Origin of the sequence: Liquorilactobacillus mali KCTC 3596 = DSM 20444 (assembly GCF_000260415.1) — a bacterium.
GTDB lineage: Bacteria > Bacillota > Bacilli > Lactobacillales > Lactobacillaceae > Liquorilactobacillus > Liquorilactobacillus mali.
In genome coordinates, this window is the sequence record NZ_BACP01000062.1 from 52,981 (window position 1) to 70,424 (window position 17,444).

At 33.4% G+C, this 17,444-nt stretch carries 22 protein-coding genes; all 22 read left to right on the forward strand.

Annotation, left to right across the window (positions count from 1 at the left end):
- Positions 1-2: 2 nt before the first annotated feature.
- The 22 genes from GSM_RS11290 (at position 3) to GSM_RS14300 (ending at position 17,398) form a co-directional block, all read left to right on the forward strand.
- Entirely contained in the window at positions 3-377 is a 375-nt protein-coding gene (locus GSM_RS11290; protein ID WP_010078252.1) for a hypothetical protein, read from the forward strand.
- A 10-nt stretch (positions 378-387) separates the two neighbouring features.
- Positions 388-681: a hypothetical protein gene (locus GSM_RS11295; RefSeq protein ID WP_010078253.1), complete on the forward strand. Its 294-nt coding sequence runs from the start codon at positions 388-390 to the stop codon at positions 679-681.
- 209 nt (positions 682-890) lie between these two features.
- Positions 891-1,448, forward strand: a complete 558-nt coding sequence (locus GSM_RS11300; protein ID WP_155820749.1) for a hypothetical protein — start codon at positions 891-893, stop codon at positions 1,446-1,448.
- Between the two features lie 80 nt (positions 1,449-1,528).
- Complete coding sequence (locus GSM_RS11305; protein ID WP_010078255.1) at positions 1,529-2,578, forward strand: tyrosine-type recombinase/integrase; 1,050 nt, start codon at positions 1,529-1,531, stop codon at positions 2,576-2,578.
- An 85-nt stretch (positions 2,579-2,663) separates the two neighbouring features.
- Positions 2,664-3,902: a hypothetical protein gene (locus tag GSM_RS11310; protein ID WP_010078256.1), complete on the forward strand. Its 1,239-nt coding sequence runs from the start codon at positions 2,664-2,666 to the stop codon at positions 3,900-3,902.
- Positions 3,903-3,922: 20 nt separating this feature from the next.
- Complete coding sequence (locus GSM_RS11315; RefSeq protein ID WP_010078257.1) at positions 3,923-4,408, forward strand: hypothetical protein; 486 nt, start codon at positions 3,923-3,925, stop codon at positions 4,406-4,408.
- Between the two features lie 114 nt (positions 4,409-4,522).
- A complete protein-coding gene (locus GSM_RS11320) occupies positions 4,523-5,155 on the forward strand; it encodes a nucleoside/nucleotide kinase family protein (RefSeq protein ID WP_010078258.1) in 633 nt (210 codons plus the stop codon).
- Entirely contained in the window at positions 5,134-5,727 is a 594-nt protein-coding gene (locus tag GSM_RS11325) for a hypothetical protein (RefSeq protein ID WP_010078259.1), read from the forward strand. The genes GSM_RS11320 and GSM_RS11325 overlap by 22 nt, the downstream gene beginning before the upstream one ends.
- A 1-nt stretch (position 5,728) precedes the next feature.
- Positions 5,729-6,922: a hypothetical protein gene (locus GSM_RS11330; RefSeq protein WP_010078260.1), complete on the forward strand. Its 1,194-nt coding sequence runs from the start codon at positions 5,729-5,731 to the stop codon at positions 6,920-6,922.
- 36 nt (positions 6,923-6,958) lie between these two features.
- Complete coding sequence (locus GSM_RS11335; protein ID WP_010078261.1) at positions 6,959-7,936, forward strand: AAA family ATPase; 978 nt, start codon at positions 6,959-6,961, stop codon at positions 7,934-7,936.
- Positions 7,937-7,999: 63 nt separating this feature from the next.
- Complete coding sequence (locus GSM_RS11340) at positions 8,000-9,241, forward strand: metallophosphoesterase (RefSeq protein ID WP_010078262.1); 1,242 nt, start codon at positions 8,000-8,002, stop codon at positions 9,239-9,241.
- A gap of 11 nt (positions 9,242-9,252) precedes the next feature.
- Positions 9,253-9,870 carry a YorH family phage-derived protein gene (locus GSM_RS11345; RefSeq protein ID WP_010078263.1) on the forward strand — a complete coding sequence of 206 codons (618 nt, stop codon included), beginning with the start codon at positions 9,253-9,255 and terminating at the stop codon, positions 9,868-9,870.
- A 9-nt stretch (positions 9,871-9,879) separates the two neighbouring features.
- A complete protein-coding gene (locus tag GSM_RS11350; protein WP_010078264.1) occupies positions 9,880-10,215 on the forward strand; it encodes a hypothetical protein in 336 nt (111 codons plus the stop codon).
- Positions 10,187-11,671, forward strand: coding sequence for a DnaB-like helicase C-terminal domain-containing protein (locus GSM_RS11355; protein ID WP_010078265.1), 1,485 nt, complete (start codon positions 10,187-10,189; stop codon positions 11,669-11,671). Before GSM_RS11350 ends, GSM_RS11355 begins: the two co-directional genes overlap by 29 nt.
- 100 nt (positions 11,672-11,771) lie before the next feature.
- Entirely contained in the window at positions 11,772-12,284 is a 513-nt protein-coding gene (locus tag GSM_RS11360) for a hypothetical protein (RefSeq protein WP_010078266.1), read from the forward strand.
- A 1-nt stretch (position 12,285) separates the two neighbouring features.
- Complete coding sequence (locus tag GSM_RS11365) at positions 12,286-12,765, forward strand: sigma-70 RNA polymerase sigma factor region 4 domain-containing protein (protein ID WP_010078267.1); 480 nt, start codon at positions 12,286-12,288, stop codon at positions 12,763-12,765.
- On the forward strand, positions 12,746-13,036 hold the full coding sequence (locus GSM_RS11370) for a hypothetical protein (RefSeq protein WP_010078268.1): 291 nt from the start codon (positions 12,746-12,748) through the stop codon (positions 13,034-13,036). The genes GSM_RS11365 and GSM_RS11370 overlap by 20 nt, the downstream gene beginning before the upstream one ends.
- Complete coding sequence (locus GSM_RS14295) at positions 13,036-15,312, forward strand: AAA family ATPase (protein ID WP_010078269.1); 2,277 nt, start codon at positions 13,036-13,038, stop codon at positions 15,310-15,312. The genes GSM_RS11370 and GSM_RS14295 overlap by 1 nt, the downstream gene beginning before the upstream one ends.
- Positions 15,299-15,724 carry a hypothetical protein gene (locus tag GSM_RS11380; RefSeq protein ID WP_010078270.1) on the forward strand — a complete coding sequence of 142 codons (426 nt, stop codon included), beginning with the start codon at positions 15,299-15,301 and terminating at the stop codon, positions 15,722-15,724. The genes GSM_RS14295 and GSM_RS11380 overlap by 14 nt, the downstream gene beginning before the upstream one ends.
- Before the next feature lie 88 nt (positions 15,725-15,812).
- A complete protein-coding gene (locus tag GSM_RS15100; protein ID WP_155820751.1) occupies positions 15,813-15,956 on the forward strand; it encodes a hypothetical protein in 144 nt (47 codons plus the stop codon).
- A gap of 51 nt (positions 15,957-16,007) precedes the next feature.
- Positions 16,008-16,985 carry a DHH family phosphoesterase gene (locus GSM_RS11390; RefSeq protein WP_010078271.1) on the forward strand — a complete coding sequence of 326 codons (978 nt, stop codon included), beginning with the start codon at positions 16,008-16,010 and terminating at the stop codon, positions 16,983-16,985.
- A complete protein-coding gene (locus tag GSM_RS14300; protein WP_010078272.1) occupies positions 16,982-17,398 on the forward strand; it encodes a RusA family crossover junction endodeoxyribonuclease in 417 nt (138 codons plus the stop codon). Before GSM_RS11390 ends, GSM_RS14300 begins: the two co-directional genes overlap by 4 nt.
- Positions 17,399-17,444: the final 46 nt, after the last annotated feature.

The window sequence follows — 17,444 nt, forward strand, 5'->3', positions numbered from 1 at the left end:
CTTTGAGTGAATATAGAAAACTTGGACAGAAAGAATTACTTTCAATAAATATTCTTCTTGATACAGGAGAACCCGATGATTGGTTCCCAGTTTTTACAAAGTTATTTGGTAATGGAGTTTGCGCACAATTCTTTGATGAGAAAGACAATTGTGACGAGTATTGCCCTCTAAGGATAAGATTGAGTGACGAAAATGGTTACAGAACCTTAACAATCGAACAGTTGCTAACGTTACAGATTAGAATGAAAAATGAATATGACGGACGTTGGTATTGGTGTCCTGTATTTGTTAGAGGTAGGAACGGTATATATCTTAATTTCTTTGATGGGGAAGACGAAAAGGATTGTAAGAGAATGCTAAGAATAAAAGAATTTTAGGGGGTAAAATATGAGTCCAATTGATTTTGCTGAAAGATTTGAGGTAGTAGAAGTCACAAAGAACATTGAAGAGAGAGTTGACTTACGATCTCTAAAAGAAATTCCTAGTGATTACTTTGATAATGTACCAGCGTTAATCTGTGAGATTCCAAACATGGCAGATGAGAATAAGAAAGTAGAAACAAACTATGGTAAAGCCGTATATTCCTATGATGTTTACGACAATAAGAATGACAATTTTATCAAAACTGGAATGACATTAGCACAATTAGTTACCTTCATTGTTGAAAGTACAAAAGAATAATATATTAAACCACTTTATAGTGGCTTTTTTATTTTAATTATAATTCAATTTAATACTTGACTAAAATACTAAATTGAATTATAATTAAAATAAATCAAGGGGAATGAGGTATATAGCATGAGTTCTGATAAAAGCGACACATTGGAATTACTAATTGAATTTAAAAAGAAATTTACAAGCTAGGCTTAGAAAAAACACCATCAAAAACATTGTATCAAGAAAAATATACGAGAGGAGCAGCTCCATCTCCAACTACCTTGTTGAACAGAACAGGTAAGACATGGAAAGAGATCTTAGAGCTGATAGGTATAAAAGATTTCAAGAGGGTCAAAGTTAGAGATACTAGCAACATGGGAAGACCAGAGAAGGTATATGACATTGAGAAAAATGTTGTTAGGCAACAGTTGGAAGAGTTTTTTAAGGTAAACAGAAACGTTAAGACTCAAAAGGAATTTAAAGAGCTGCTGAAACAAGATAAGAATATGCCTTCATTTGGTAAGATTTACAATTATGGGTACAATTGGAGTTATATCAAAGAAAACATATTGAAAGTTGGCGAAGAGGATAAACGAAGTAAAATGTTAGAGCAAGTAGTATATTTTTTGACAAAAGAGAAATATGATACAGAATCAATCAATCAATTTAGCTTAGGCAAGATATTACAAGAACAGAGTGAGTTACCTTCTATTGCTACGTTATATCACCATAAAATTGCTCTAAAAGACATCAAAGAAATGATGAATGGTAATAATATAAGTTCACGTTAGAACCTAAAACGTGAGTTCTTGAAAGAAACATATTGACATTTATGTGATAGAGGGTTAAATTAATCTCAGGAGGAATTGAAATGATAAAAACAATGGAAGAGTCCAAAATATCCAATGCTTTTGATAGCTTTATTGAAACTCGAAGGACGGCAAGCACGAAGAAAAAATATAAATTCTGTGTTGACAAGTTCTTCATTGACTTATTCGGAGTAGATACAAAGCACATCAAAAAAGAACTTATTCTCACAATGAGCTATGGTATGGTGTTTAAAGACTTCATTAAAGCAGAAAGAGAAAAAGGAGTCAAGGATTCGACTATTGCGACAAATCTTCATATTGTTTCATCATTCTTTGATCATTTAGGTAAAGAGAACGTTTATCCCGATGTCAACATTGTTAAGATTAAAAAAGACTATTTGAACACTAATGTATTAATAGACGACATTGAACATATTAATCCTATGAGCAAGAAAGACTTAGAGAATCTTAAAAAGTGGTTGACTGATAGGCAGTACAAATCTGACAATAATAGAATTGGTGAGAAGTATGCTATGTTGGTAGATTTTATGTTTGTTACTGCAATTCGTAGTACAGCCACATTTAAGATTAAGTGGGATCAGTTCCAAGTAATAGAATGGAATGGTTCTAAATTTGCAAAATTAATTGTGGTAGATAAGGGTGTTAAGAAAAACGTTAAATTCTTGCCATATCAATACTATCAAAAGATGGTCAATGTTCTATATAAGGGCGATGATAATGAATATATTTTTGGAGATTTGAATAAAAATAACTTAGTTCATTACATGGATCAGTTTAGTGTAGAGTTCGACAAGAAGATTACACCTCATTCATTGAAAGTAGGTGCTGGTACTTACGTTTATTCTATTACAAAGGATATCGTGAAGACATCAAGATTTCTTGACCACGAGAGCGTTGAAACAACGATGAAGTATATTCGTGATAATGGGAATCCCAATGAATCAGGAAGTGTAATTGCAAGTCGTAACAATGATTATTCTAAACTGAAAGAATTATCAAATGAACAATTGCTTTCGATTATTAGCAGACGAGATGAATTAAAAAATATTATTTATACAGAAGGTATACAGCTTGGTTATATTAAGGAGTAGTTTTAAATATTAACATAAATATCAAAATGTTGATTTGCGGACATCAATTGTTTATACTGTTTATATTAACTAGGAGGTAAGTTTTATGTTAGACATAATTAGTGAACCTTTACCATATGAATTTCATGACTTAAAAGATACTTATAAGGATGAACTTCTACAAGCGAAACTCGATAATAAATTTATTGACAGATTATTCAATGCTAAAGAAATAAATTCTGCAAAAATGCCTTTCACAAAATTGAAGAAAGCAACGATTATGTTGAACGCAAAAAGTAGTAATTTTAATAGTTTAGTAAAATATAGATTAAAAGATGGTAAAGGGGAGCTTTTTTCAAACAAACAATTTTTGTATGATAATAACGTTAAGTATTTATATTTATCTAATTACTCGAAAGAATATTTAAGTTTAAGTTCTTTAAAGAATATCAATAAAATATTTACAAATATTGAAGAGATCGAAGTAGAAAATAATAAATCAATTATTAATTTCGATTTAGAGGACATGAATAAAGTTGTAGACTTTTTCAGACACAAATTTATTAATTTTATGACATATAGAACGACATTGCTCGAACTTAGTAATTTTATAAAATTCATAGCTAAGGAATATAAGAGTGTTGGCATTGAATATGAAGTTAAGTGGAATTACAAAAAATTAATAAAAATTATCCCAGATAGTGAAAAACCATCTCCATTTTTAGATGGAAATGAGATTGCTCGACTGGCAGAACGTTCTGATGTGGCACAAAATGGAGTCGTGTTAATTCTGTTATTGAATGGTTTAAGACTGTCTAGAATTGACGAGAATGATGAAATTAGATTTCTTAAAGAGTCAGATGTTAAAGATGGGGTGATTCATGTTCATGGTAAATTCCCTAGAGATATTAAATTAACACCCAGAGAATTTTCCATAGTACAGGATGCGATAGAAGAAGAGTATTATGATACAAAACGAAATTGGCTTAGTACCATTCCAAGAACTGGCTATGTTCTAAGACCCTATGGAGAAAATAAAACAACAGCTAATTTAACTGAAGTGGGGATTCAAAAAAGAATAAGTAATATTGCAAGTAAATTTAGTGATTATATTGTTGAGCGCATATTCACTTATTCATCCATCAGGACTGCTGGAAGAAATAGGTTCATAGATGGACTAGTGGATCTTGGATATACATTAGAGGAAGCAGCATACCTCAGTTTGGAAAGATTTGGTGATATCAAATCTGACGTGGATATACTTCAAAGAGAAAAGACTGAGAGTGAATATTACATGGCCTACAAGATCAGAAAGACGTATAATAAAAGTAAAGACAACAGTTAATTTTTGGGGGAGATTAGGGAATGCAAAACAGAATGGACGATTTATTAGAGAATTTGATAGAAGATGAATTTTCATTGGAAATATTGAATTATCTTAAAAATAATAATATTGCGGTAGATATTAGTGAAAATGATATTCTAATGAATAGTGAAAGAGATATCATTACAATGTATTATATTCTAAATTGCTATAAAAAATGTGAACTAGAAGCAGTTGTAGAATGTATATCTAAATGTGAATTATATGATATCGAAAACATGGTTGTAGAGAATATCCATGATTTTGAATGGTGCTTTGGAACTCAACAGTTTCCCAATCCATTTTTACAAATAACTGCTAGTGAAATTAAAGAACTGACCTCTCTAATGTCCAATGAACATATCTCTAACTTCATTCATTCTGAACTTAAAAACTGTTATCGCTTTGGTGTAATATCAACAAGTAGAATGCTGTTAAAATTTTTAAGTAGATTAAAGGCACACAAAAACACAAAAATTTTAATATGATTGATAAGAATAAGGTTATGAATAATAGCCTTATTTTTTTGATTTAAACCGAGTATTTTGTTTACACGAGGTCGATAATTTGATATACTATGCTTTGTTCAGGAGGTGTGGAAGATGAATGGAGCAATTATCATGGCGAGTTTTGCTGGATCTGGAAAAGATACAGTAGCAGATATGCTAGTTAAAGATTACAATTCTATCTTTAAGCAAAAAGCCGATAAACTCTCTCTAGGAAAAGAAATTCATAACATTGCAAACAAATTTTTTTGTTTTAATAGTAGTAATATTACAATGAGAAAAGCAATGCAAGAAATTGGAGAGGGCATGAGAAGAATCTTTGGTGAGAATATTTGGATAAATTATTTAAAAAAAGAATATTATTCAAGTGATCTTGGTTATGTCTTGATACCAGACGTTCGTAAGCTAATTGAGTTTTCAACTTTCTTTGTTGAAGATGGGCTTAAGGCAATCTATATTAAGACAGACAAAGACAAAGCACTAGAAAGAATCAAAAATAGAGATGGGTATGCGGATAAGAAATCAATTGAAGACACTAACATTGAAAAACAGATGTCTTTTATTGAGAAGCTGCCGACAAAAACTATTTCTAAAAGTGGCTTAAAGGTCACATGCAACTCAGGTGTATTCAGTGATATTTATGTAATTGACAATACTCGTGGGTTAGATAATTTAAAAAAACAGGTTGAAGAATGGGAGGTACGAAATTGGCTGAACAAGGACAAATAGTTGCTACACACGCAGTAAATTTCTCTTACATCATTAATATGGATAAGCTATTTTCAAAAGAAAATATTAGTGGGTTAAGAATGGTTTACGGTACTAATGACGAGAATGAAATTTTGAAAAGAATTATGCAAGAACAAGAAAGTAAGATACAACAAGTGTTAAACAGAAACATTTTTGTTCCAATTGGAGCTACTTGTGAACGTTACGATTCTTACGTTGAAAGACAGAAAAAGATAATGGAACAAATGAATATGGGGCAAGAACAAAGTGTCCAAGGTAATCAAGAAACTGCTGATAGTAGTAATATTGACATTAAGGACGAAACAAGAGATAATAAAGAGGAACATTTCGTTCTTTCTGATCAAGAAAGCGAGTTGCTAAACAATATAGCACAAAGCATTTTTGAATTATCTTCAAAGGGGATCTTGATAGAAAAAATTATGGTGTCAGATAAACTCTCACACGAGGCAGTTCTTAATTTATCTAATCAGTATCGGAAACCAATTGTAAAAGGTAAGTTAGCATTGAATGAGTTCAAAATTATTGAAAAAGAAAATACGGAGGCGGAATAATATGGCGACAAAGACAAAAGCTAAATTGGAAACAGAATTAAAGCAAGGTTTTGCAATGTTTAGAGCTTGGGGCGAAGTCAGCATAAATGACGACACTTTCAATGGTGTTCAAACGTCAGAAAAGACTGGTTACAAGTATGTGAACGTTAATTTCCCACTTAAATTAGGTGATGGCAAGCAAGTATACCTTCAATTAATGGACGGATATCAACCAGCTAAGCCGATTCTTAAACGATTCTCTAAGAAAGCTGACGAAGGCATGATGGATATTAAGTGGGAGTTCCGTAACAAGAAAGATATTTTGGAAAATGTTGCTCCACAAAGTTTCATTAATGTTCGTTTGGAGAAAGACGACAATGGTAAATTAATCCATAAGCAATTCTTGTCAGGTATTGATGCAGCGGAATACATGGAGAAATTCCTTGAAAATGGTCAAGAAGTATTTGTAAGTGGCCGAGTAGAATATTCACGTTACAATGACGAAGTTCAAAGACGATTCAACATTAAGAATATTTCATTGAACGAAGGCTATACACGTAAGGGCGAAGAAGTACCCGCACATGAACATGAATTTAATGTTGAACAAACATATTTGATTGAAAAAGATTCAATTTCTTCCCGTTCAGCTAAGGAATTAAAAGAAGAAGGACGCACAGTTATTGATGCCTACGTGCCACAATATGTAAGTAAGGAAAATGGTCATGAAGTTAAAGATACACTTGCATTGCCACAACAGATTGTCTTTACTGCAAACGAAGATAATATTGACGTACGTTTGAAAATTTTGGATAAGCTATTCAAGATGAAAAGTCGTGACGTTGTGCGAGAACTCGTATTGAAGATTGCAGTAAATGAAGGCTACGATCAAGCTACTGGAGACATTGAATTAACACCAGAAGTGCAAGAGTTAATTGATTTAGGGTTCACTACCAAAGAAGACGTTAAGAAGGAACTTACGATTCGTGGGAATAAAATTAGTGAATTGATTTTTGATGGCATTAAGATTGTCAAAGATAAGGAAACAGATAAGGCTAAAATGGCTGTCAGAGATCGTTATGACATTAGTGTTTTGAGTGTTGCTGATGAAGACGAAGAAGAAGTAATCAAGGACACAGATGAAGACGAAGACAATCCATGGGACGATGGTTCAAAAGGTGTAATAAGTGACGATAAATTTGAGGCTATGTTCGATTAATAGTAGTAATATTGACATTTTAAGGAGAGTGGAAGAATGCAAGGAAGAAAACCCAATAGTCGTAAAAAAGGTATTAAAATTTTAGTTTATGGTGATACTGGAACAGGGAAAACCCTGTTTGGTTTATCATTCCCAAAGATTAAGGCAATTGATTCAGAAGATGGTTATAGCTGGTACGAAGACGATCCAGTGGACGGCAGAAACTTATTAGAGATTTACGATACTCAAAGTTTCTACGATTTGAAAGATGTTCTTGAAGATCTTATGGAAGATGAAGAGGTTGGTACATTTATCATTGATTCTGAAACAAAGATTCATGAAGACATCCAACAAGCATTACTCGATATTGATGAGAAACGTGCAAGACAAAAGGGTAAGAATACTCTTGACGCAAACTTATCAATCAGATCTTATGGGAAGATTAAGCAACTTGAAACACGTTTACAAAATGCAAAAATTGCCTTGGCATCTCGTGGTATCAATGTTATTTCTGTAGCACAAATGAAAGATGTTATGGAAGACGTTTCTGAAACAAAACGTATCAAGGTTGGTGAAGTACCAGATATGAAGAAGAAAGCAACCTATGATTATGACGTAGTTATCAAGTTGTTTAAAGACGATGAAGATAAATACTTTGGAAAGATTGAAAAAGATCGTACAAAGACAACAACTCTTGGTCAGGTCATCGAGAACCCTAGCTATGAAATTTGGCAAGAAAGACTCGAAGGCAAGAAAAATCAGGGAGACGTTGTTAAGAAAGATTTCGTTGGTAACAATGATGAGTCTAAACGTAAGTATGAGAACGAACTTGAAAGTGAAGAGGAAGCAGCCTTACCACCAGCCGATCAGATTAAGAAGTTTGTTATTTCAATTAAGGATAAAGAAGATTTAAAGAAAGAATTTGTCACGGAAGTAGCGAAGATATCTAAGAAGACATTGAGCAAAATGAGTGACGAAGAACTGGCTGAAGTCTTGAAATTAATCAAAAATTTTAAGGAAGATAAGGGGTTGTAATACCCCTTTTTTCGATATCATCAATATAACACAGGTGTTGCGCAATTCTAAGGGAGCGAAGAAATGCGTAGTTATATAAACAGAAAAGGTAATAAAGTTGTAGTAAGTGATAAGCATCTTGATGTTGCTATCAGAATAAAAGAGGAACTTCAAAAGACATCTCCGACAAGACGTACATCTTGGGCTGCACATAAACGTATGATGCGGAAAGAGGGTTTCTATGACAGTGATACAAACGAAGGATATCGCTGTCTGATTAAAGCTGTACAGAGAAAACGTGGGACTCTACCCACCGCAGTAAAGCACGTAGATTTAGTTGCGGATAATAAGTTAAAGAGTATCAAGGAAGAAGTCGGAGAGTTGTACTCTTCAAAACTACAACTACAAGCACAAGGAAGAAATATCAGAAAACTTGTCAGAGCGGTCAATAAGGACGTTCTGTTCTTAGAGGAAATTAAGGAAGCGATTAAAGAGAAAGACTTTGTTAAGCCTAGCTCTTTCAATAAGTATCGTGCCAATTCCAAAGAAGAAAAAAGGGAAATGATTGTTTGTTTATCAGATTTTCATTATGGCGCTTTAGTAGATATCCCAGAGAACAAGTACAACACTGAAATTGCCAGAGAGTTATTAAATGAATATGCTCAAAAAGTTATAAAGAATATCAAAAAGGAAAATGTTAAATCTGTCTATGTTATGAACTTAGGTGACTTGATTGAAAACGTATATATGAGAAACCAAAATCTATACAATGCAGAGGAAACATTATCAGAACAGATAGTTAATGCTACTGAGTTAGTCATAGAATTTCTTGAAACAATTTCTTCTTATGTTCCAGTTAAATATTCAGCTATTGCGGGTAACCATGATAGATTGCAAGGGAATAAGAAGTCAAATCTGAGTGCAGATCATGCTATCAGAGTAAGTAATAAGATTGTCCAGACGTATGCTAAATATTCAAACAGTAGAGTTCAGTATATAGAAGCTAAGAGAGATTACGTGCATTGGATCAAGGTTGGCAAATACGTTTTCTGCTTTATTCATGGAGACTTGAATAATCTACAAAAGAAGACGTTGTTAGCCGAGTTAAGCTCAATGTATGGAGAACATTTCGTGGCTGTTATTGGTGGTCATATCCACCACTTTACCATGCTAGAAGTTGGCATGAATGAGTATCAAGTTACTTTCGGGAGTATTAAGGGAATCGATGAGTATTCAGTAGACACTATTGGTTCAAAATCGTCACGTTCTCAGGGTGTAGTTATCGTGGGGAAGGACGAGTATGAGATCAAAAAAATAGGATTATAGAAGGTGTCTAAATGGGGGCAGAAATTAGCAAATTAAAAAAATGCTATTACTGTAATAAAGATTTAGAAGAGAAAGATTTGGTTACGAAACCAGTCCCCTTAGTATGTAAGAATGGGAAAGTTCGGAACTATAATCGTTCTTTTCACGTTGATTGTGTTAAGCAGTTCGTCAATGAACATGAGGATATGTACAAACGAAAGCAAGAGAACAACGTATGGATGCAAGTAGGAGAATATTTTAAAACGGATATTCTTGGCTTAGACGATTCTGATACGTTACCAAAGTTTGCAGTACAAAGGCTGCTAGGTTTGCGTACTGGTAATTTCACGGCAAATGGAACTAATACAAGAACGATTAAGAAAGGTTATTCGTTCGATACGATATTAGCAACCATGAAAGTTGCGAACATTGAAATACAGCAAGCATTAAAGAAACAGAATTTTAATGATGATCAACACCTAATAAACTTTGCGATATTTATTATTAATAAACATATTGCAAGTATGGATAAGCGATTGCGCAAGATTAACAAAATGAACGAAAAGACCGAGGAAATTAAGGTAGAAAAGGTACAAGTAGCTGATTATGTTAAAAAGGGAACAGTCAAACGCAAATTTGACTTTGTCTAGGTGGTATGTATGGACGATAAGATTTTACAATTTTACAATGACACAATTGAACAGAATGAAGTTATATTGTTGAGTTCTTTTGGCAAAGATTCTGTTACAAAGTCTAAGGTAAAGACAGAGCTGATACAAGAGGTTATTAATGCAGTTGGTGGCGAACATGTATCAAGAATACTGGATGACTTTTATAACTTATTGAAAAGGAAATATATTCAAGATAAATTCTTTTTAAAGTTTGACAGATACAGTATAGACAAATTTATTCGTGATGAAAAATTTACGATGGAAAGATTGTGGTATAGAAATAGGAGGGTTCTTTTTGAGCGAGAAGAAAAACGAGAAAAATAGTATGATAAAATCCGAGTTTTATAAAGAGCTTTTGAAGCATAAAGAGATAGCAGAAAGTCAATTTGTACTTTCTTTGTACAAAAACCCAGATCTCTTTTTCGAGTATGACCTAAAAAGTCCAGATATCTCGAACGCTTCATGGAGACTTTATTATGGAATCTTAAACGACCTATTAACAAGAAAGAGATTAAAGGTCGTAGATATGATTGCTGTTGAAGAATATATTCAATCTAAGTCTGATAAACTTCAAGAGTATTATTCAGCAAACGGTGGTTATGATACGATATCTCGTGGTTCACAAATGATTGAAGATGAAAACGTTGATGTTTTCTATTCTGAAATTCAACGATACAAAATCTTAATGAAATTGGTTGAAAAAGGATATCCTATCAAGAACGATTGGAATAAATATTCCAAAATGAGGTTGGAAGATTTGTCCGATTATCTTGAAGGACAATTAAGTTCAATATTCTTAGATGCAGATTTTGGAGACGAGAAAGTAGAAAATATCGTAAGTGGTATTGATGAAATGATTGAAAGAGCCGATTCAGGAGTTGATAGAGGATTGCCTTTAGCATCTCCATTAATGAACAGTGTTCAGAACGGTATGGCATTAGGAAACATTACAATGTTAGCAGCCAACTCTGGTGTTGGTAAGACCTTCTTAACATTGAACCAATTATTGCCGACACATATCGACTTAGAAGAACCACTTATGATCATTGCCAACGAGGAAGACAAGGCAAAATGGCAAAGAGATTTATTGACTTGGCAGATCAACAATCTTCAAGAAGGCGTTACTTTTGATAAGACACGTTTTAGTCAAGGAAAGTTTGACAAGGAAGAGAAAGCAGCACTAGCTAAAGCGTCAGAATGGTTGAAAAATAAAATGGATAGCGGACTTATTCAATTTGTGAACTTGAATAACTTCTCAATGAACAAATCTATTAAATTAGTTAAAAAGTATGCTACTGGTTTAGGTATCAAATATTTTATTATTGATACATTGAAACTGGATAACGATGCGAACGCAAATATGTCTGATAATTCATGGTTGTTATTACAACAGAACATGGTTAAGTTGTATAACGTAGTCAAACCAACAAATAAGAATTGCCATGTGTGGGTAACCTATCAGATGTCAAAGAACCCTAAAGGTAAATACCTTAGTCAAAATGATTTAGGTATGTCAAAGAATGTTGCCGATGTTGTTTCTTCTTTAATTCTAGTTCGTTTAATTTCAGAATCAGAAAAAGGAGAAGGAAAAGGCGCATTAAAGGTTAAAGGAATGTCTGGGAAAAGAATGACTTTAAATGAAGATCTTGATTACTTTGTTGTATTTTGGGATAAGAATAGACAAGGTTCAACAAGTGAACAGGTTGTATTGCGAGTTAATCGTGGTAGAAATACTGTTAAAGACATTGGAAAAGTAAGAATATCACCAGAATATAACTAAACTTCAGAAAGGATTGCATTTAGCAGTCCTTTTTGTGTTGACTAATTGCTCTCAATGTATTAAAATTTAATAGTAGTAAATTCGACATTAGGAGGAATATATGAATTTAAGGTATGGAATTATTTTAGATAATTTTAAGAAAGAAACAGGTATTCAAGATGCACGTTGGGTATTAGGTTGGGAAGGGTTTTATATTATTACACTTGATGGACAAGTTTTCAAAAAGAACAAGTACAACGCTTTGTTCAAGAGGTTAGCCATTAGTGATAAGAATGACGAAAATGCAGTAGTTTCATTCAAACATCCTTTTAAGAAGAGTGGACAAACAACAAAGAAAGATCAAGTTATCTATGAGGCATTTATTGAGAAACTAGATAAGGGTTGGAAAGTTGTTCGTGATAGTAGTAATTTTGACATAAATAGACTTAATCTTGTACATTCAAATAACTCAAAGACAATTGGTTATTACGTGGATAATGTTTGCAAGAAAACATGGAGTTCAATTAACAAGGCAGCGTTTGATTTAGGTATAGAAGAGAACATCATTAAGAATATGATAACAAAAAATGATTTCTACAAGAACTCACCGTTTGAATTAAGGATGGTGGTATAGTTTGAAATATTTTGGCGATGACTTCTATGATGTATTGCGAGACCTTGATAGGACTGAAATGTGGGCTAATAGACTTCCTGATACAGATCCTCGAATTATATTCATTCAAGAATATGCCAAGAGACGTGAGGAAGAGGTTAGAGAATATCGTGAGAATAATTCAGATGCAAGGAAAATTATGGAATTACACTATCTCAAAGGTTGGACTATTAAAGAGCTTGCGAAAGAATATTGCAAGACAGAGTGGGCTATTACAAACATAATTTCAAAAGCTAGAAGATTCTTTGCCTTAGATGTTAAGACTGGACAGCTCAATAGATTCAAGACTTTTGGTGAACTTGCCGATTTTCTAGATATAAGCATAAGGAATACTCGATATTATTCAAAAAATTGCGTTTTAATTAATGAACGCTGGAGAGTATTTAACCAAAGACAATGGTTGGTAGAGGGGGAAGAAATGTATGAGCATCTTAGGAAATGAAGATTTAACTTTTAGAATTAAAAGAGATTTTGGAATGACGAAATTTCTCATTAAATGTCGTCCAAATTATATGTTCAAGACCACACATGTTGGTGGAGATTCTTTTGAACAAATTAACACTAATAGTAATGTAGTTGTGAAAGAACAAGAGATTAACAAATTAATTGAAAACGGCAAGACGGTTGTTGTCTTATATGAAGCAGAGCTTAAAATGGACTGCTACAATTTTGAAGATGGAGTTGCGCTATTGAACATGGTGGTGTCTTGTTAATGGCAGATACAGAAAGTGTTAAAATCACAGGAAGGTTGAACAGAATTAAATTTGAGTCACAAGATAATGACTTCAAAATAATGGATATTGCGTGTGAAGACGGCCAGTTAAGGACTCTTAAAGGTGATGCGGATATACTGTTTAATACCGATTATGAGTTTACTTGTTCAATTGAGAATCACCCACGGTTCGGGAAGCAATATACTATCCAGTATATGAAACGTAAGAAACCGATTGACTCTCTTAGTCAAGAAGATTTTAAAGAGTTCCTAAACATTGCAGTAGGTGGAATTAAAACAAAGGCTATTTATGAAACGTTGGAAGATCCTATCGCAGTTTTCAAGAATGGAGATATTGAAGCGTTAAAGACAATCAAAGGTATTGGCGATAGTTATGCTAATAAGTTGTTGGAGACATACGAATCCCAAAAAGATTACAGCGAAGGATATATTGAGTTTAGTAAGTGGGGTTTCACTCCTAAGTTCACAAGAAAGGTTATTAAGAAAAAGGGTTCAGTTGAGTTAGCAATCAAAGCACTCAAAGAAAATCCATATAGCCTCATGGAATTATCGGGAGTTGGTTTTAAAACGATAGATAACAAAGCCTTAGAGCATGGTATCAAACCTAACGATAAAAGACGTGTTAGAGCGTTCATTGAGAATTTCTTTAGTAATCTTGCTATGGACGGGAACTCATATATCAATTTGAATAAGTTTTTGCTTTATTTGAAGAATGAGATCTTTGAGTGTGACTTGAAATATATAACAAAATATTTAGCTGAAAGTGATAAATATGTTGTATATACTCATGAAAACGAACGAAGAATAAGTACCAAAATGACTTTTAATACATTACAAGGTATATCAAGAGAATTGTTGAGAATATTGCTATGCAAGAAACACTTAAAAATTGAGGGTCAGGATAAGATTGTTAAAAAGACCGAGGAAGAACAAGGTTGGGAATATTCTGATGAACAGCGAAATGTTATTGATCAGATGACGAAATATAACGTCTTTCTTCTACAAGGTTTAGCTGGTACTGGTAAAAGTTCTGTCGTTAATGGTTTCCTACAAATATTACAGCAGAATAATTATGAGTATAAACAATGTGCATTGTCTGGTAAGGCTGCTCAAAATTTAGCTGGGATCACAGGTAAAATGGGAAGTACCATTCATTCATTGCTTGGATATACACAAGAAGGTTTCTTTTACAATGAAAACACGAAACTACCTACTCATGCCGTAATTTTAGATGAAATATCCATGGTTGATATAGATATCTTTTACGCATTGTTAAAGGCTATTCCTAGTGGAGCTAAGTTAGTTATGATTGGTGATAGCGGACAGTTGGATTCAATTGGTGTGGGTGTCATGGAAGAGATAATTAAGTCTAAGGCAATTCCGACATTCACTTTGAAGAAGATTCATAGACAGGCGCAAGATTCCGCTATGATTACTCATTCAATAGCCTTTCGTAAAGGTAAATATCCATCAGAGTTATCTACGAAACACAAGTATAAAGTTTATGGTTTTAAGAAAGATTTAGGATATACTTTTGTTCCTTCAAATGAGTCAAATATTCCGATTGAAACAATGAGGATATATAAGACTTTGGTCAAGAAATTTGGTGTAGATGATACACAGATTATCACTCCGACAATCTCTTCTGGAACTACAAACTGTAACATGTTAAATGATACGTGTCAGAAATTAGTCAACCCACCTAACCCCAATTTATTAGAGGTTGAATTAAATAGAGGTGGTGGAGAGAAGTTCATTATCAGAGAAAACGATCGGGTAATCAATACACGTAATAATCCTAGGACACAAGATGTTGACGGAAAGAGTTTGCCAATTTTCAATGGTAATACTGGAAGAGTTGAAGAGATTGTACTTAATGCTGAGGGTCATTTAGATAAGATGACAGTTAATTTTGACGGTATTGGCAGAGTTATTATCGGGAGCAAGGATATAAAATACATTAATTTGTCTTATGCTATGACAGTTCATAAGTCACAAGGTAGCACAATTAAATGTGTAATCGTATCTTTACCATTCCAATATATGTTAGATACACGAGAGCTGTTATATACAGCAATCACTAGAGCATCTAATTTAGCCTATATCGTCACGTCACCTAAGACATTGAAGAGTACAGTTGGAAAATCAAGTAAGAAGTTACATGATAATGAACTAGGGGCATTAATTCGTTTACAAGCTATGAAAATTATAGAAAAGAACAAAAAGAAAGGAAGTAATAAGAATGAGGGTATTTAAGATTAAGGGAGAAAAGGCACATTTGGTCAGAGTTTATAAGGTAGGAGGAGTTAATTATGCCGATTTTGTAAAACTGTCAAATGGAGAACAGATCAGAGGTGTTAAGGTTGTTCGTGAGAAGACTAAGAACGAAAAACCAGTAGAAAAAGAGCAAGCCAAGGTTGAAGAAGTAGTTCAAGAAGCCGTGGAAGAAGTTAAACCTAAAGAAGATGGATATGCTGAAGAAGAAGTTAAAGAGCCTAGTCAACAAATAGTAGTAACTAGCAAAGACTCACAAGCCACATTCAATTATCCGAGTGCAGAGTTCGATAAATTTGTAGAAGAGAATAAATTGAACCCTGTCATGGTTGATAATTGTATCGAGGGTAAGCAGAAGACACACAAGGGTTATGAATTTAAACTCAAAGATTAATAATACACATATTGACATTTTGGTCTAGTATTGATATACTATCATTGAGGAATTGGTTCGGGGAAATATCAATTTCGGAGAAGATAATATGGATATTAGGAAGTTAAAGACTTGGGAGTTAATCGAGGCGTTAAACTATCTAATTAAGGTTGGTGTGCGTAAAGGTGCAACATATGAATACTACCTGAATGAATTAAATAGAAGATCAAGATTACTCACAATTCTATATTGAAATAAAACCACATTTTAAATGTGGTTTTTGTATTAAGAAGGGAAGTTACACATGACAAAAGAAGGAATATATATCAAAATGTTTTCACATAATGACTTAGACGGAGTAGCGTCTCCAGTTATTTTAAGACAATTGCTAACTATGAAAAGGGGTGACCTTACTTTCTACCCTCCGACATTTTCATCTACTGGAAAAGAGGGAACGATTGATGACGACATTATAGTTTTCTTAAATAGTGACAAGGCAAAATTGACTGATGAAGTTTACATTATGGATTTGACACCGTCAGAAGAAGTGCTTAATTTGTTGGATCGAAAATCAGAGGAGTATGGATTCAAGTGGCAAGTATTTGACCATCATGCTACAGCAGTATGGAGTATGGGAAAATATCCTAGCAATGTTCACAATTATCAAAACATGGGAGACCATGAGCATTCAGCAACCTCAATAACAACAGTATTTGTAGAGTATGCTACACCGATTGAATTAATGAAGATTGAAAAATTCAGAAAAATTGGACAATTAGCAGAGGTTGTTAGACTGTATGATACTTGGGAATGGTTCAATAGTGCTAGTGAATTAGCAATACAAGCTAAGAAATTGAATGACTTATTCTATCTTTACCCGCCTTCACAACGTTTCAATTTATTATCAATCGTAGCATCTGCTGGTGTTGACGAGATATTGAATAAAAATAGGAATTTCATTTATGCAGTGGAAGAAAGAGAAGCAGAGTATATTGAAAGCAAAATCAAGAATAGTAATATTATAAGATTTGCTGAATACGACATCGCAGTAGTTTATGCTGAACAATATATCTCTAATCTTGGTAACGCAATGTGCAGAGAGTTAGATGTAGATTTCTCAATAGTGTTACATGGAAGTAATGGCAGACAATTATCACTTAGAAGTGTCTTGAATATAGACGTATCAAAAGTTGCTAAAGAATACTTTAATGGTGGTGGACACGAACACGCTGCTGGAGGGAAAGCAACAGATGAGTTTATTAGGGCGGTGTATAGTTTATGAAAAATGAACTAAGAATAGAGGCGGAATATTTACCTATATCAGTGAATAAGTATTTAGCGCCTAGAATACAAACAGTCGGGAGAAAGAAGTTCCCTGTTATGTATGAAACAAAACTGTCAAAGGATTGGAAGACAATGTTCAGACTTGACGCATTGAGAGCAATCAGAAAGCAAAAGTTTGATATGGAAGAGACAAAAGACGGATATTGGTATCTAGATTGTGGTTTCGTTCTGAAGAGAAAAAATCAAGACTGCAATAATTTCTTTAAGATTATGATTGATGCGTTAATCGGCGTAGCGATCAAAGACGATAAGAACATAATGCCGAGAGTTCAATGGTTGAACAAAGATACAAAACATCCAAAAACAGTTGTAAGGTTGCACAAGGCTGGAGAGTTTGATTACAAATTATAGGAGGGCATTCATGCTAATATATATTTATTATGATAGACGTGATGGT

What these genes read in the sequence shown, in the direction of transcription:
- GSM_RS11295 (WP_010078253.1), top strand. Translation starts at nt 388, where the DNA reads ATGAGTCCAATTGATTTTGCTGAAAGATTTGAGGTAGTAGAAGTCACA.
- GSM_RS11305 (WP_010078255.1), top strand. Translation starts at nt 1,529, where the DNA reads ATGATAAAAACAATGGAAGAGTCCAAAATATCCAATGCTTTTGATAGC.
- GSM_RS11310 (WP_010078256.1), top strand. Translation starts at nt 2,664, where the DNA reads ATGTTAGACATAATTAGTGAACCTTTACCATATGAATTTCATGACTTA.
- GSM_RS11315 (WP_010078257.1), top strand. Translation starts at nt 3,923, where the DNA reads ATGCAAAACAGAATGGACGATTTATTAGAGAATTTGATAGAAGATGAA.
- GSM_RS11320 (WP_010078258.1), top strand. Translation starts at nt 4,523, where the DNA reads ATGAATGGAGCAATTATCATGGCGAGTTTTGCTGGATCTGGAAAAGAT.
- GSM_RS11330 (WP_010078260.1), top strand. Translation starts at nt 5,729, where the DNA reads ATGGCGACAAAGACAAAAGCTAAATTGGAAACAGAATTAAAGCAAGGT.
- GSM_RS11335 (WP_010078261.1), top strand. Translation starts at nt 6,959, where the DNA reads ATGCAAGGAAGAAAACCCAATAGTCGTAAAAAAGGTATTAAAATTTTA.
- GSM_RS11340 (WP_010078262.1), top strand. Translation starts at nt 8,000, where the DNA reads ATGCGTAGTTATATAAACAGAAAAGGTAATAAAGTTGTAGTAAGTGAT.
- GSM_RS11345 (WP_010078263.1), top strand. Translation starts at nt 9,253, where the DNA reads ATGGGGGCAGAAATTAGCAAATTAAAAAAATGCTATTACTGTAATAAA.
- GSM_RS11350 (WP_010078264.1), top strand. Translation starts at nt 9,880, where the DNA reads ATGGACGATAAGATTTTACAATTTTACAATGACACAATTGAACAGAAT.
- GSM_RS11360 (WP_010078266.1), top strand. Translation starts at nt 11,772, where the DNA reads ATGAATTTAAGGTATGGAATTATTTTAGATAATTTTAAGAAAGAAACA.
- GSM_RS11370 (WP_010078268.1), top strand. Translation starts at nt 12,746, where the DNA reads ATGAGCATCTTAGGAAATGAAGATTTAACTTTTAGAATTAAAAGAGAT.
- GSM_RS14295 (WP_010078269.1), top strand. Translation starts at nt 13,036, where the DNA reads ATGGCAGATACAGAAAGTGTTAAAATCACAGGAAGGTTGAACAGAATT.
- GSM_RS11380 (WP_010078270.1), top strand. Translation starts at nt 15,299, where the DNA reads ATGAGGGTATTTAAGATTAAGGGAGAAAAGGCACATTTGGTCAGAGTT.
- GSM_RS15100 (WP_155820751.1), top strand. Translation starts at nt 15,813, where the DNA reads ATGGATATTAGGAAGTTAAAGACTTGGGAGTTAATCGAGGCGTTAAAC.
- GSM_RS11390 (WP_010078271.1), top strand. Translation starts at nt 16,008, where the DNA reads ATGACAAAAGAAGGAATATATATCAAAATGTTTTCACATAATGACTTA.
- GSM_RS14300 (WP_010078272.1), top strand. Translation starts at nt 16,982, where the DNA reads ATGAAAAATGAACTAAGAATAGAGGCGGAATATTTACCTATATCAGTG.